A 14,052-nucleotide genomic window follows, 5' to 3' on the forward strand; every position below is an offset into this window, starting at 1 on the left:
GGCTGGGTGGTAAGCTCCAAGATTCGTTGCAATAGCGCCAGGGGCTTTTGCGTAGGATAGCCAACGCGCTCTTTGGATGATGTGTTAATAATCGGGATGTCCCATACCGAATCAATCGCCCGCCCTCGAGAAACCTGTTCATCCAGATAAATGCGATAGGCATGAGACTTTCCACGGCCTTGATGCCCCCAGATCCATTCACGGCCGTCCTCGTCGCGATGCACCTTTTGTCGTTTCATTTTGACATAGCTCTCACGGTCCCACGGATCAAACACCGGATGGAATCGCGCTTCTGGGGTTTTAGCCCATACTAATAGAACATCATGCTTACTATTCACGCGCCGATCCGCAGGCTGCCGTCGACCACGATAATGCCAAATCCATTCATTGCGAAAATTTTGGTATCCGAATAAGCGATCCCCTCGCACCTTCAAATAATGTGAGGCATGATAATCACAATGCAACACAAAGAACCCTAAGTCATGCAACCATGGAACCATCGCCTGCATCCACTTGTCCATCTCATCCAGATACGCCTCCAGCGACTCCCAATCATCGTCGCGAAACGCCCCATAATCGCGATTGGAATAAAACGGAGGATCGCAATAAATTAACTGAAATCGGTCGGGAAAGTTATGCTGTGCCAGCCAGTCAGTTTGCTCTGCTACCGATCCGCGGGCGAGGTAGAGACCGGTAGAGATGGGCACTATGGGCACTGTATTCAAAGAAGGAGACGACTCGTCATGGCCAAACCCAATGTCCGCACTATCCTCTCCAACGAACGGACTTTCCTGTCTTGGCTGCGCACAGGAATTTCGCTCATGGCATTCGGCTTTGTCGTGTCCAAGTTTGACCTGTTCATTCATTTGCATATCTTGCATATTAGCGATCGGGGCCCCTTTAAAGAAAAAAATTTAGGTTTAGCATGGGTGGGAGCAGGCATCGCCCTCATTGCAGTGGCTTCGATTCACTTTCACCTCACCCGTCGCCGCATCTACCGAGGAGAAGAACTCCCTAAGTCCACGCTTCCTCTTATTCTCGCCATCATATTAGGAATACTAGGTCTTTTGGTGTTCATCTATCTTTTAGGCGTCACTTAAGCGGCGCAAAACAAAAATGGAGCTCACGACCGGGATTGAACCGGTGACCTCGTCCTTACCAAGGACGTGCTCTACCTGCTGAGCTACGTGAGCAAAATTGGTTGCGGGGGCAGGATTTGAACCTGCGGCCTCCGGGTTATGAGCCCGACGAGCTACCTGGCTGCTCTACCCCGCGGTATATGGTGGATGGGGTTGGATTCGAACCAACGTAGGCGCTAGCCAGCGGTTTTACAGACCGCTCCCTTTAGCCACTCGGGCACCCATCCAACGAACACGTGACACAGTCGACCTATGCATCAACCGCTTTGCTATTTTACCTGCTGTGCTACCCTCGTGTCAACCGCAATTACGGTCTTCGTCACTGGATATCGACGGAAACATCCCATTGCCCCATAGCCATGACTCATTCAATCGAAATCACGACGTGTTCTCCATCGTCGCTATCCACTTCCAAGATGGTCCCAACAATATTGGTGCGCAATGCATCTAAGAACTTTTGCTTATCAATTGGGTTACCATCCACTCTGATAGATGATGTCGGTAACAGGTCCAGACCGGTTTCGACCCATCCCAGCGGAACACGGATATTAACGGGCCTCTTCTCGCCACGCTCGACCAGAATACGAAGATTTTTTCCGCGCGACAGACTCGGACCTGGAAAAGACTCCACGACACGAGACCGATTCAAATCGCCCAACGCCTCTTCCACCGAAATTTCCCCATTTTCCAGTCGACTCAACAACGACTGGATTGGTGCATCATTCGCGTCTTTGGTCCCAATTGCGACCAGGAGCCGCGTCGCATCGGATATTCCCACTTTACGATCTCTCACCATCTGTAAAATCGTCCGCTGCTCTTCCGTGTTCATCGCTCATCCCCCTCGTCTTACTTGACCTCACAAAGACTGCCGCATGTTATTCCAACCCGATTGATGCCTCTATATTATTAACAAGTTTATTAACATTGTCTAGTATTCATTTCTATTTGTTGGTTATTTCGTTTGAGGGTTGTTGCCATTGCACATTGGACAGACAACACTCCTCCGCTTTTCCTGGAATACATGAAGCACTCCGCAAGTCGTTACAGATTGAAAAAGTCGATACTGTGGGAGTCGATTGAGGAAGTCGATTGAGGAGGAAACCCATTTTAGAACATCATTATGGTATTCGATAATATCGACAGCTTTGAAACGTCCACGATCCCACGTACTGTGGGCATCTTTTGCAAGAATGACATCATATCCGAGACTGAACGCTCGACGACAAGTTGTGTCAATACATAGTTCAGTTTGAATGCCCGCAACCACGAAATTCTTGATGCCATTTGTATCCAATGCGTTTTGAAGATGGGTTTTATGAAATGAATCAGGCGTTGTCTTTTGAATGACGATATCTCTCTGGACCGGAGCAATCGCATAGTGGATAGCCCAACCATCCGTATTCGGCTCAAGAGGCCTTCCTATGCCAGCGTTATGCTGAACATAGATGACAAGCACTTCACAAGTCTGTGCTTTCGTTATAAGCCCTTGCATACGTTTCAGCAGATCATTACCGGGATTTGCTCCGAAAACATGCCCATTTGTACGTCAATCATCAACAATGTAATAGGCTTTTCATGGACTACCGCCTGAATTGATTCAGTCTCAAGTCGGTTTGACATTCTTTTTGAGGCGGCTGTACGATACTTAAGCGTGATGTCACGGGCCTTCTTGACATATCCCCAAGGCAACGGTACTTTGCCGAATAGGATATGAATCGGTCTAAACTCCAACCGGCTTGATTAGTTTAGCTGTGACATAGGCTAATCCAAACCCTATCCTCTCCACATTTCGTTGTGAGTCAGATCCAGGATCCGTTTCAATGGTCGCTATACGAGCTCCATTTTCTTTAGCAAAACGAAGCCGCCAATCAAGTAAGGCTGTCTGTAAACCGCGTTTTCTGAATGAAGGTCGGGTACTCGTTGCAAACAGAGCTACAACACCATTGCTTACTGCCACAATTCCTCCCCCAGCGGCAATCCCATTTTCAAACGCTAGGACTGGTATACTGCTTTTCATACGAAAAAATGCTCGATCGAGATCGAGATTCTGATCCTTAGGCACATCGTCTACATCAGCAAATCCTGCACCAACTGCACGTGCCCATTCGATTTCTTCATCATTCTTAGCCATCCGAACCCGTGAGTCAGGTACGTCAAACTGGGATTCCCATGAATTTAAATCGAGAATCCAAAGGTATGAGAAGCCATCAAAAACATACCCTCGGGCTTTCGTTAATTCGATCAGTGAAGAATGTGCTAAGGGACATACTCTAAGTACCGAAGGGTGGTTATTGGAATAGTAAAAGCTCTCTATTTTCTCTAATGTGGATTCTTCAACGGAAGACGACATCCCAAGACCCACAGTGTCATTGATAGGACATTCAGAACCACCATAAACAGCGAGAGCATTATCAACCTCGATTGTTTTCGCTGACGTTTCAAATCCTGAAGCATTCCAAGTCTCAACAACTTGCTTATTACCCTCTCGCACAACATCTTCAATTTTGCACGCTAAGTCCTGATTAAGAAATATTGTCAACTGTATCACCTCTGATTATGGTTGTTGAACAATTCTGCCCGATAGTCCCGTACCGAAGAGAAAATGAGAATGTATGTTCATGCGAACACAGTTGCTCCGTCGTTCTTCGGTGTTGTCCCGTTCAAGAATGGATTTTTGGAGTGTTAGTCATTGAGCCGCCCCAGAACAATGGTACTGTAGTATACTCAACTCACGATAGGTTTTGGTAAGGTTCAAAAAAGTTGAACCAACCCCACTAAATACTGCGCGACCTTACCTTGGAACCATACTACCCATTTGTCAAGCGTTTGAGTGTGCGTTCACTGGCTGTACGCGGTAGATATTTTTAAGGACATGTTGACCTTTCCGCACATTGATTACTTCGTGATGAGGCCCCTTCATTCTGCCTATGCCCGGTCATGTTGGGCGAAGTCCGCACGAAGCAACATATCTCGCACTGCAAACCCGTCGCTGTCGCTGATAGGTCTGCAGGAATGCGTTTTATGCACTGTTGGCGGCGGATAGCGGAACAATGGGTCAGTTGGATTACGACGGCACCTGACGGCGACTCTATGCGCACGTAGCCCAACACATGAGAACCAGCGAAGGCACCGTCCCGCAAATCGTCACAGATGCGGCCGCCGGTTGGAAGGAGCATCCTCGGATGGTAACGCCCGAATGGTTGGGCCTCGTCCGGTGCGGGGCATCGATACCGAAACGCTATAAAGATGTGCCATGACCACCGTCAATATTAGCCCGGGTGGTCCCGATGATACGTATGAGTTAGCTCAAAGTAAAATGGCCCAAGACGCCTAGGCTGGAGAGAACCAAACCGCCTCGTCGTACGAAACATGGAATCATGTCAGCATCTTGTTCCCTTTCTTTGATGATGATACCCATCAAACCTGGCGTATACCGCCACTTGCTACTGAGTCCGTAACCGAGTCGCTCCAGCTATCGTTATAACGAGTAGTCATTTCAAGAACCGTGTGAAAGAAGGTGTAGGGATGTGACAAAAAACTTTTCCGTGAGACTGCTCGGTAGCTTAGTGATACTTGGGTTCGGGGTAGTCGCCGGATGCGGAATCCAAGACACTTCCCTGTCATCTCCTGCACCGCATCACCGTGTGTCCAAAACCATCGCGACGAAAGCGCCTCCATTAGCCCAAGCAAAATCCATCCAGATGACCAGTAGTCACACGGGATGGGCCGACTCGCCTCATCAAATTTTCCGGACCACGACATCCGAAAAAAAATGGTTCAGCGTATTGAAATCTCCGACCATCCTGGCAATGGATACCGTCAACTCGAACACCGCTTGGGTGATAAGCCAAGACAGTGCTCGTCATATCACTCTCAGTCACACCAACGACGGGGGTGTCCACTGGAGTTCATCGCACCTTATTGCGCCATGGCCTGTGGTTCAAGCGAGTGTTACCACCTCCCCGAGTGGCTCGTCTGGATCGGTGTTGCTGACGGGGCCAGTGGGGACGCAAACAGGGCCGCAATCCCTATGGACCATCTCCCATGACCATGTGTCATCAGACCCTTTGTACAGCACCGAAAACGGTTCCTTCAGTAGGATTACATGGACATCCTCCACGAAAGCCTGGGCACTCTCTTACGACGCCAGTGCTCCCGTCTTAATGATTTCTACGAACCATGGCGCGTCGTGGACTCCGGTGGTACTGCCACTCCCCACATGGGTGTCTGCCAAAGTCGTAAACAATCCCAATCCAAAACCACGAGCCGTAGTGCTGGCCTCTCAACCACCGATATTTGTCTTGGGATCCGGTTTCTTATCTACCACCTTAAGTGTGCCCTATATCACCCCTCAGAACATCGTAGACTTCCACAACTATGCGGTACTGTACCACACCACGAACGGGACCACATGGACCCCTATTTGGACGCACCCCAATTCCTCTCTCATATCTATGGATTGGGCGACAGCTCAAAATGGCTGGGCTCTCGTCACGAAAGGGCATCAGGTTCAATTGGATTACACCTCAACGGCTGGCCGCACATGGAAGACTGTCTCAATTCTTCCTAAGACGATGCATCCGCTGAGCCTTGCATTCTTCGATCACACAGGGTGGATCGTTTCGCAAAGCCCAGAGACAAATACCTTATCCTTATGGCAATCTCAAAACGAGGGACAACAATGGCAGGTCGTGCCTGAGAAGCCTGTGCTCGTACCGGCAACACATCCATGAGAGTGTCCCTTCACGCAATGGAATCCGGGGGGACTTTAGTGCACCTTTGTCTGGGATTGGGACAATTTAATTCCGAGACGCATCCGATAACTAAGCAAAATTGTCTTTTGCGACTCGTCAAAGTATTGATCTAAGGTTTCCTGAAACGCTGCAATTTCTTGAGATACGTCCGCAAGATTGGACTGCACTACGGTTTGTAGCCCTCCTTGGCTCATGGCCAACTGAAAGAACCGCGCCTTGGTCCACGTCTCTTGATGATGAAAAAGGACTTCCTTGGTAAATCGGAATTCCTGACTTCTCTGCAACTGCGCCAAATGTTGATTTTTGTCCCAACGCCTTACCCAATCCTCTCGGGGTTGCGTCAATTGAATAATGTGGTCTGCCCTCGCCATAAGACTCCGATATTGTTCCTCAATATGCCAGTCGACGGTCGGAGGCCAATCACAATCGTAGGCGGCAAAGATCCCGCCCTCTTTGAGAACCCGTCCCACCTCTTTCAATGTCGGCCCCGGGTCCATCCAATGAAATGACTGCGAACAGGTCACCACATCAGCACTTAACGACGGCAATCCCAGTTGATGCGAATACCGCTTATGAAATGTCACGTGACTGAGAGAACCCATCTCTTCTCGTGCACGTAACGCCCGCTCTCGCATATCATCGCTAGGTTCGATACCCATCACTCGATCGGCCTCATCTCGCCATATCAATGTAGAAAGGCCCGTCCCTGCGCCTAGATCCACGACCAATGACGGTCGCGATCGAAGATATCCCAAAATGACGTCAATCACCATACGTGGCGGTGTTGGACGCGCATCATGATACAGATCTTCAAACCCGGAGAATCGTTCGACATTCGTGGCCAGATGACTCTTATTCACACAAATCCCTCCTCCATCTACATCATCGCACAAATGACCTTGCCGATGGCCCCTACAAAGCCCCACTCATTGACGGCTCTATCATGGGCCAATCGTCTTTTCCCATACGCGATGATGCCCATCCTAAGACCTACTGCACAAGTTCTCTCATCACGACTCGCAGACCATATCCGTCCATAGTCCGGCATAATCCTGCACAATTCCGTGTTCATCGACGCGCAGGCGGCTCTTAAATCCACTTGTCATCGATTCGTAGTCATAGAGGTCGTATGAAACCCGCGTGTAGCGCTGGAACAGGTGGTGCACCGTTAAGTCGGGAAATCGCACCCAGGCCGACCACAATTCGTGGGAGGAACCCACGGCAAGCTTTATTCGACGGATCGGCAGGGTGTTGGTCGATGGAGTCACCCCAATGTCGACATCGAGGCACTTCAACAGGTCCGGACGGGTCACTCCGTTCACTGTCCACAGGCCATTTGCATCACGACTGATGCTCCAGGCCAATTCACCCCCATCGTGATGAATAAGTCCACGTACCCAGTGAGTACTTCCATCGGCATGGCAGTGAACCTCATAGGTCATCGCGCCGTAGATACCGCCTAAATCCCCTACAACCTGGCCCTCTATGACCATCGCTTCTCCAAAACGGAAGCGACAGTATTCCATGCTCTCTCCCTGTACGTGCTTCCACAGCATGTGTTCCAAGATTCCTCCCCTCGCGTCGCTGGGACGCTTGGTGGTTAAGAACTGCCGAAATCAGGCAACACTATGGTCTGACCTCTTTCAACCATCCAACGACCCGGTCGAATAGCGGCAACTCCGTTAAACACTCCAGATCGCTGGCACGGACTCTTTCATTAAGAGCACCGAGCCGAAAGATGGCGGCTCTGACCAAGAGTTGATAAAAAATTGGCGTAGGCGGCATATGCTGCATCACCGCATCCCATTCATGCCATAATAGACCATCCATCAGGACCACCGCGTCGGCAAATGCTGCCGGACGCCAATAAGGGGAAAAGTCAATTACCGCGGGAGCCATGGTGTCAGAAAAAAGAACATTACCGGAGAGGTCGCCGTGTATAACTTGTGACACAAGATTCACGGGAGACCTCAATTGCTCTAAATCCTGAAATCGTTGCAACACGGCAGGAAGCCATGCGAGAGAAGCTTCACCCCAGGCTACTCGATCAGCGACCGCCCATCGATGCGTTCTTTCCATAAGAAACGTGGGTTTTTCAATTCGCTCCAAAGCCCGATGAAAGTGCTCGGATACGTGAAGTATTTCTTTCCAATGGCCTACTGGACCTGCCATGCCATCAACCCATTGAGACGCCATCCATCCTGCCTCAATGAAGCGTCCCGAGGGAGCGCGAACCGGATCAGCGATCCGAAAATACTCCGGTATCATTAATGACATCGCGTCTTGAGACCACAAAGCCTCATCCATATCATCGACCGGTTTTAACACTACCATTCCGATCCGAATACTGCGATTCCCGCCACCAATAAGCTTCCGAGCCTCGTTTTCTGGATTGAGACCCCACGCCTCCCAGACGTCCTTTGGTATCATGTCCCGGACTTTGTTGCCCACGCCACTTCCCTCACTTTCTCGCTATTGTCAGTCAAAGAGGTAAAAATATCCTGATTTCCATATGATTTCACTATTGAAAGCCACGAATTGACGCTTTTTACTGCAGCGCCCTTTCGTCGGATCACCCACAAGAGGGTCCCACCTTGCTGAACGGCTCAATGATGCTGTCATTGCGGTGAACTGCGCCATGTGCTATAATGTATGCTGTTGCTGGTGTAGCTCAATTGGCAGAGCAGCGGTTTTGTAAACCGCAGGTTGCGGGTTCGAGTCCCATCACCAGCTCCATTTTTATTCTTTGGTGAAATCCTCCACGAATCCTTTTCTCACTGCTGTCCCATCTTAAATCTTACCATGACACCTCGCATTTTATCGAATTGTTGACAAACTTCACTTGTTTAACTATTATCTTAGTATAACTTAATATTTAGGAGATGCTTCATAATTGTTGAGTGAACTCAGTGTTGAGGAAACCGTGGCATTGTTACAAGAACTACAGGGTCGTGCGCTAAACATTTTTGTCGAGAGACGTGCCGAGTACGGTCCCGAGAGCCCCACGCGAATACAAGCGCACGTCTTGAACACACTCAATAAACAAGGGCCCATTTCGGTGACCGAAGTCGCTCAAATTCTTCAGGTTTCTGCGCCGACCGCGAGCCAATTGCTCAATACGCTCTCGGAGCGCGGGTGGGTGACAACCGAAACGGCCCCAGGAGATCGTCGTCGCCATAATGTCCACATTACCGACATCGGCAAAGCGGTGTTAGAACTGCGGCAGCAAAATCGTCTAAACCGCATGCGAGCTGTACTGTCTGAATTAACCGGAGATGAACGAGCCCTTTTAGTCAGTCTTTCAGAACGCGTGACTACCCTGTGGCAAGAGGTACGAAATCAAGAATTATCTCAAGAAGGGAGTGTTCCTTATCGCTATCATGGAGTCCAGTCCAAAGACCCTCATTGAAATTAAGGACCTCAAGAGAAGTTATGGCGAGGGTCAAGCCACTGTCCATGCGCTACGAGGCATCACCCTCTCAATAGGCCAAGGGGAAATGGTGGCCCTGATGGGACCATCAGGCAGTGGCAAATCCACTTTAATGAACATTATGGGTCTTTTTGACCGTCCCACCAGTGGACAATACTTACTCAATGGTCTTGATATGTCGCGGCTGACAGCTCGACAGCAAGCCGATTATCGAGGGCACCGGATTGCCTTCGTTTTTCAAGGCATTCATTTGTTGCCTCGGTTGACCGCCCTGGCCAATGTGGAACTGCCGATGTCATATGCACGAATGCCCGTGTCAAAAAGGCGAGCAGATGCTCTCACAGCGTTGCGCCTTTTAGGTGTTGAGTCCCTTAAAGATCGCTATCCGAGCCAAATGTCCGGAGGACAAGCCCAACGGGTCGCTATCGCGCGGGCCATTGCACCTGGCCCAGACCTTCTCTTGGCCGACGAACCAACCGGTGCGCTCGACCGCAAATCCGGCCAACTGGTCCTTAAAGCTTTTCAGCAATTACATCAAGACCTGGGTGTCACCATTGTCATCGTGACACATGACCCCCGTGTGGGACAACACGCAGAGCGCATCGTTGCGTTAGAGGACGGTCAATTATTAGACGATCGAGCGGTTGACGACCGTCTCATAGCCGATCAACAAACTGCCACTACAGGAGGTCCCTCATGAATACCTTGGCTATTGCTTGGGATTCCATTTGGCATCATCGCGGACGCAGCATTCTCACCGCGTTAGGCATTGTGATTGGGGTATTTGCTGTGGTCACGCTCACCTCATTAGGAAGCGGTGTCAAAGGATACGTCACTCAGAAGTTTTCTGCCATCGGGGCAAATCTAATTACTGTGGTGCCCGCTCTGCCGTCCAGCCATCATGGTGGACACGCACGGGGCGGTGGCGCCAATATTAGTCTCACCGGAGTTCCTTCGACATTGACGGCAGCGAATGTCGCGGCGTTGAATCATAGCCACCATCCCGCCTTACAGGCGGCTAGCGGCGTGGTGTCCGTGCCGCTCCTCATTCACGTCCCTCATCAGCCCGCCTCATCGGGAACCATTATGGGGGTATCCCCAGCATATTACAGTATGCAAAACCTCAAATTACAGCAAGGATCCCGTACCGGCGTGGTCCTCGGCCATTCACTTGCCAAATCTCTGTTTCCGCATTCTGCCGCGCTAGGCAAAACCGTAGATATTGGCTCCACTGCCTACACCGTGTCGGGTGTCCTACGGCCATCGCAAGGCGCTCCGGGATCGGACCCGAATAGCACCGCCTATCTGCCGTTGAATAATGCCCTAGCAGTCTCCGGTCAAACCACGGTGTCGGAAATCATCTTATCTGCGTCGTCGGCTCAAAGCGTATCGCAAGCCGTCACCGTGGCCAGAAATATTCTGTTAAAGAGCCATCCCAGTCACAATTTTAAGATTGTCACGTCGCAACAAATCTTAAGTACCGTCACTAGCACCACATCTGTTATCACCGACTTTTTAGCGGGCATCGCGGGAATTTCTCTCTTAGTCGGAGGTATCGGAATCATGAACATTATGTTGGTCACCGTGAGCGAACGATTTCGTGAAATTGGTATACGAAAGGCTCTCGGCGCTCGCGATGGAGACATTTTAATCCAGTTTCTGTCTGAGTCGGTGCTATTAGCGTTGATAGGAGGGTTTTTCGGCACACTGTTCGCCGCACTGGTGACGCATGTGGTCGGAAAGGCGGTTGGCATTCCCGCAAACTTGACCTTAGACGCGGTGGTAACCGCGGTCGCGTTCTCCCTCGGAGTCGGTGCCGTCTTTGGAGTACTCCCTGCGATGCGTGCTGCGCGACTGATGCCGGCAGAGGCACTTCGCACGGAATAGATTCAATGCCATCATAGCCGTTCAGTCAGGGAGCAGAGCCCTAAAGAGCCTGCTCCCTGACTGCTGTTTTGACAGGTTTCCCCTCATGAAAACGCGCCTTTCGTCGTCATGGCATAAGAAGATTATTTTGTTGTAACCAAGCCTCTTTTCCTAGCGTTGTTTTCCTATGTGGGAAAGGATTTTTTGTATGCGGTCCCGAAGTATGAAATAACGTCACTGAACGAGGGAAATCACTATGTTAAATCGACCCGAGACAATGAGTAGTACTCTTGACACGATTAATCCAGAGTTAGAAGCCCTGATAAGCAATATGGAGAAAGTGGTAGTAGGCAAACGCCAAGTCATGAAGTTTATGGTCACGGCCCTTCTCGCCGGCGGACATATCTTACTAGACGATGTACCTGGGGTTGGCAAAACGACGCTCGCGAAGAGTTTAGCGCAAAGTTTAAGCCTAACCTATCGCCGAATCCAATGCACGCCCGACTTGCTCCCCACAGACATCACGGGGGTTACCGTATTCAATCCAGGCACGCACACGTTTGAATTTCAACCCGGACCAGTCTTTGCTCATTTGCTGCTGGCGGACGAAATTAATCGCACCTCGCCTCGCACCCAAAGTGCTCTCTTAGAAGTGATGGAGGAAGGCCAAGTGACCGTTGACGGCACCTCCCACGTGCTGGATGAGCCCTTTCTGGTGGTGGCCACTGAAAATCCGATCGAATATGAAGGCACATTCCCTCTTCCGGAAAGTCAATTGGACCGCTTTCTTTTTCGCCTCGCAATAGGTTATCCCACCATCGACGAAGAAGCTCTCATTCTCAGCCAAAGTGCCGTGCACAGACCCGGCGAAGCCATTCAGTCCACGATGAGTCGCGAACGATTGCTCACCCTCATGAGAGAGACGATGGCCATTCACGTCGCGGACGTTGTGCGCCATTACATCGCTGAGATTGCATCAGCAACACGGAAGTCCTCGCGTATCTTTCTAGGAATGAGTCCCCGCGCTACTTTAGCACTGTATCGTGCTTCCCAGGCGTGGGCACTCCTACATAACCGCACCTTTGTAATCCCAGACGACATCCTCACGTTGGCACCGTATGTGGTTGAACATCGTCTCATTTTATCGCGAACCGCGGGTACGCAAAATCCCGACCTGATTCATGAGGTCTTTCAAGAAATATTGCGTGCCCTCCCTGTCCCGGCTGTCGACCACCGCCCATGAAAGAGTCCACACGATTGGTGCTGGCAATCATCGCCTATTTTATGGCTCTCCTGTATGCCATCTATCAGGGAGGCGAACTGGCATGGCACCTTCTGGGATTTCTGATGGTCTTAGGCGTCTTAGTCGGACTGAGTCAAATCCCCTCTCTAAGGCAGGTGTCCGTTCACCGTACCTTGCGGCCTGGACCGTACCGTGTAGGCGAGGACATAACAGTACATCTCCAGGTTAAGTCCCAACGATATTGGCCGTGGCCGTACCTTATCATCATTGATCATATGCCAAACGACCTACGCGTTGAAAACCCCACGTTTACGGTATACAGCACAGGAAGGATTCCACGCACCTTAGCTTATCAAGTGCCACTCACTAGAAGAGGACCGTTTGTACAGAGAGTCATTTCTCTGACCAGTGGTGATTGGTTCGGCATTTTCCGTCGACAGCGACAATACGTGCACGAGGACTCCTTCGTAGTATGGCCTGAGACACTATCCCTACAGGGCTCGCGCATATTTTCACGAATTTGGCACGGAGAAAACCTTGCCCAGCACCCGACCCGTGAAGAGTCGTCTCATCTTCGTGGAATTCGGGAATATGTCCCGGGCGATCGCCTGTCACAGATTCACTGGAAAACCTCTGCACACACCGGAGATTTCAAAGTGAAGCAGTTTGAACCGGAAACTAAACCGGAATTGACGCTAATCCTTGATGCTTCCATGCACTTTACCGAAAGCGAATGGGAATTAGCTATCTCCGTGACAGCTTCTTTAATCGAATACGCCTATCAAATTCAACAAGTGGTGGGTCTCGCAGCCGTTGACGTACCGGAAAGCGGTATTACGCCCCATGGCGGCTATCCCAGTTTTAGCGCGATGATGGACTTTCTTAGTTGCCTTCCCTATGAACCAAGCGGGCCGTATAAGCGAGGCATCGAATCATGGACTGGGAGTCGACTCGTGGTCGTGTCCACCGTGGCTCATCAGGACTATTGGGCCAAGACGGCTGATTGGGTCATCCCCATAGGAACCCATGGTGTCTTTAGACTCGATACACTACGTGACTATGTAAATGCTGTCCGAGCGGAGGTGGAGAATTCATGAATCCGACGATCAAAAACCTCTTAATGGGTCTCTGGATGAGTGCCCTCTTCTGGCCTTTTCCTCACTCAGGAGGGTATTTGCATCCCGTCATTTTGTCTCTCACACCATTCTGGCTCAGTCTCGGAGAGCTCTTCCCAAACTGGATCCTACGTGCCGTTTATTGGGTGGTCGTCATCTATGCGGAGCTCTCTATCGCATGGGCCACACTGGCTTCATGGCATTGGCTAAAACTGGTCATCGGGGGCGCCCTGCACAAGCTTTTGGCCTTACCTGTTGCTGACTGGAATCAAATGAGTGCCCATCTGGCCGCACCACTAATGCTCATTGGCGGATTCATCGGCTGGATTATATTTCGTAATTGTCGCACCTACGGCCAAGCCATAATCCTTTTTGTGCTTGGCATTATGGTTATTGCACTGAACCACGTCTTATGGCACTTACCCTCAGAACTCCCTCTCGCCGCCTATCTTAGCATTGGGCTACTGATACTCGCATACTTTCATCGCCAGTCCCTTACCGCAAC

13 protein-coding genes, 4 tRNA genes and 2 pseudogenes are annotated in these 14,052 nt (G+C 50.5%); 9 read left to right on the top strand and 10 right to left on the bottom strand.

Annotated elements, in window-relative coordinates:
- Positions 1 to 716, bottom strand: a 716-nt coding sequence (locus tag ACOJWD_RS07725; RefSeq protein WP_486992661.1) for a DNA-methyltransferase, incomplete at its 3' end; no start/stop codon positions are given.
- Positions 717 to 743: 27 nt separating this feature from the next.
- On the opposite strand from ACOJWD_RS07725, the gene ACOJWD_RS07730 reads away from it, so the two are divergent.
- Entirely contained in the window at positions 744 to 1,100 is a 357-nt protein-coding gene (locus ACOJWD_RS07730) for a YidH family protein (RefSeq protein ID WP_486992649.1), read from the top strand.
- A gap of 17 nt (positions 1,101 to 1,117) precedes the next feature.
- Here the strand turns inward: ACOJWD_RS07730 and ACOJWD_RS07735 are convergent.
- The 6 genes and pseudogenes from ACOJWD_RS07735 to ACOJWD_RS07760 all read right to left on the bottom strand — a co-directional run bounded on the left by ACOJWD_RS07735 (position 1,118) and on the right by ACOJWD_RS07760 (position 3,678).
- Positions 1,118 to 1,193, bottom strand: a tRNA-Thr gene (locus tag ACOJWD_RS07735).
- Between the two features lie 5 nt (positions 1,194 to 1,198).
- Positions 1,199 to 1,275, bottom strand: a tRNA-Met gene (locus ACOJWD_RS07740).
- Positions 1,276 to 1,280: 5 nt separating this feature from the next.
- Positions 1,281 to 1,366, bottom strand: a tRNA-Tyr gene (locus tag ACOJWD_RS07745).
- 137 nt (positions 1,367 to 1,503) lie between these two features.
- Entirely contained in the window at positions 1,504 to 1,968 is a 465-nt protein-coding gene (locus ACOJWD_RS07750; RefSeq protein WP_486992650.1) for a hypothetical protein, read from the bottom strand.
- Between the two features lie 123 nt (positions 1,969 to 2,091).
- Positions 2,092 to 2,646: pseudogene (locus tag ACOJWD_RS07755) on the bottom strand (isochorismatase family protein); the annotation flags it as partial.
- Between the two features lie 213 nt (positions 2,647 to 2,859).
- Positions 2,860 to 3,678: a GNAT family N-acetyltransferase gene (locus tag ACOJWD_RS07760; protein WP_486992651.1), complete on the bottom strand. Its 819-nt coding sequence runs from the start codon at positions 3,676 to 3,678 to the stop codon at positions 2,860 to 2,862.
- Between the two features lie 988 nt (positions 3,679 to 4,666).
- On the opposite strand from ACOJWD_RS07760, the gene ACOJWD_RS07765 reads away from it, so the two are divergent.
- The gene (locus ACOJWD_RS07765) at positions 4,667 to 5,872 is read left to right on the top strand and encodes a WD40/YVTN/BNR-like repeat-containing protein (protein ID WP_486992652.1); all 1,206 of its coding nucleotides are present in this window, start codon (positions 4,667 to 4,669) and stop codon (positions 5,870 to 5,872) included.
- Positions 5,873 to 5,907: 35 nt separating this feature from the next.
- Here ACOJWD_RS07765 and ACOJWD_RS07770 read toward each other — a convergent pair whose 3' ends face one another.
- The 3 genes from ACOJWD_RS07770 to ACOJWD_RS07780 all read right to left on the bottom strand — a co-directional run bounded on the left by ACOJWD_RS07770 (position 5,908) and on the right by ACOJWD_RS07780 (position 8,344).
- A complete protein-coding gene (locus ACOJWD_RS07770; RefSeq protein ID WP_486992653.1) occupies positions 5,908 to 6,753 on the bottom strand; it encodes a class I SAM-dependent methyltransferase in 846 nt (281 codons plus the stop codon).
- Positions 6,754 to 6,903: 150 nt separating this feature from the next.
- Positions 6,904 to 7,449 (bottom strand): putative glycolipid-binding domain-containing protein, encoded by a 546-nt coding sequence (locus ACOJWD_RS07775; RefSeq protein ID WP_486992654.1) that lies wholly within the window; start codon positions 7,447 to 7,449, stop codon positions 6,904 to 6,906.
- A 70-nt stretch (positions 7,450 to 7,519) separates the two neighbouring features.
- The gene (locus ACOJWD_RS07780) at positions 7,520 to 8,344 is read right to left on the bottom strand and encodes a hypothetical protein (protein ID WP_486992655.1); all 825 of its coding nucleotides are present in this window, start codon (positions 8,342 to 8,344) and stop codon (positions 7,520 to 7,522) included.
- Between the two features lie 209 nt (positions 8,345 to 8,553).
- Here ACOJWD_RS07780 and ACOJWD_RS07785 point away from each other — a divergent pair.
- The 7 genes and pseudogenes from ACOJWD_RS07785 to ACOJWD_RS07815 all read left to right on the top strand — a co-directional run.
- Positions 8,554 to 8,629, top strand: a tRNA-Thr gene (locus ACOJWD_RS07785).
- Between the two features lie 157 nt (positions 8,630 to 8,786).
- A complete protein-coding gene (locus ACOJWD_RS07790) occupies positions 8,787 to 9,302 on the top strand; it encodes a MarR family winged helix-turn-helix transcriptional regulator (protein WP_486992656.1) in 516 nt (171 codons plus the stop codon).
- Positions 9,256 to 10,023 carry an ABC transporter ATP-binding protein gene (locus tag ACOJWD_RS07795; RefSeq protein ID WP_486992657.1) on the top strand — a complete coding sequence of 256 codons (768 nt, stop codon included), beginning with the start codon at positions 9,256 to 9,258 and terminating at the stop codon, positions 10,021 to 10,023. Before ACOJWD_RS07790 ends, ACOJWD_RS07795 begins: the two co-directional genes overlap by 47 nt.
- Entirely contained in the window at positions 10,020 to 11,210 is a 1,191-nt protein-coding gene (locus ACOJWD_RS07800; RefSeq protein WP_486992658.1) for an ABC transporter permease, read from the top strand. Before ACOJWD_RS07795 ends, ACOJWD_RS07800 begins: the two co-directional genes overlap by 4 nt.
- Before the next feature lie 235 nt (positions 11,211 to 11,445).
- On the top strand, positions 11,446 to 12,432 hold the full coding sequence (locus tag ACOJWD_RS07805) for an AAA family ATPase (RefSeq protein WP_486992659.1): 987 nt from the start codon (positions 11,446 to 11,448) through the stop codon (positions 12,430 to 12,432).
- Positions 12,429 to 13,529 carry a DUF58 domain-containing protein gene (locus ACOJWD_RS07810; protein ID WP_486992660.1) on the top strand — a complete coding sequence of 367 codons (1,101 nt, stop codon included), beginning with the start codon at positions 12,429 to 12,431 and terminating at the stop codon, positions 13,527 to 13,529. The genes ACOJWD_RS07805 and ACOJWD_RS07810 overlap by 4 nt, the downstream gene beginning before the upstream one ends.
- Positions 13,526 to 14,052 (top strand): annotated as a pseudogene (locus ACOJWD_RS07815) (transglutaminase-like domain-containing protein); the annotation flags it as partial. The gene ACOJWD_RS07810 and the pseudogene ACOJWD_RS07815, both read left to right, overlap by 4 nt.

It is taken from the genome of Sulfobacillus sp. TH-112 (assembly GCF_057473405.1).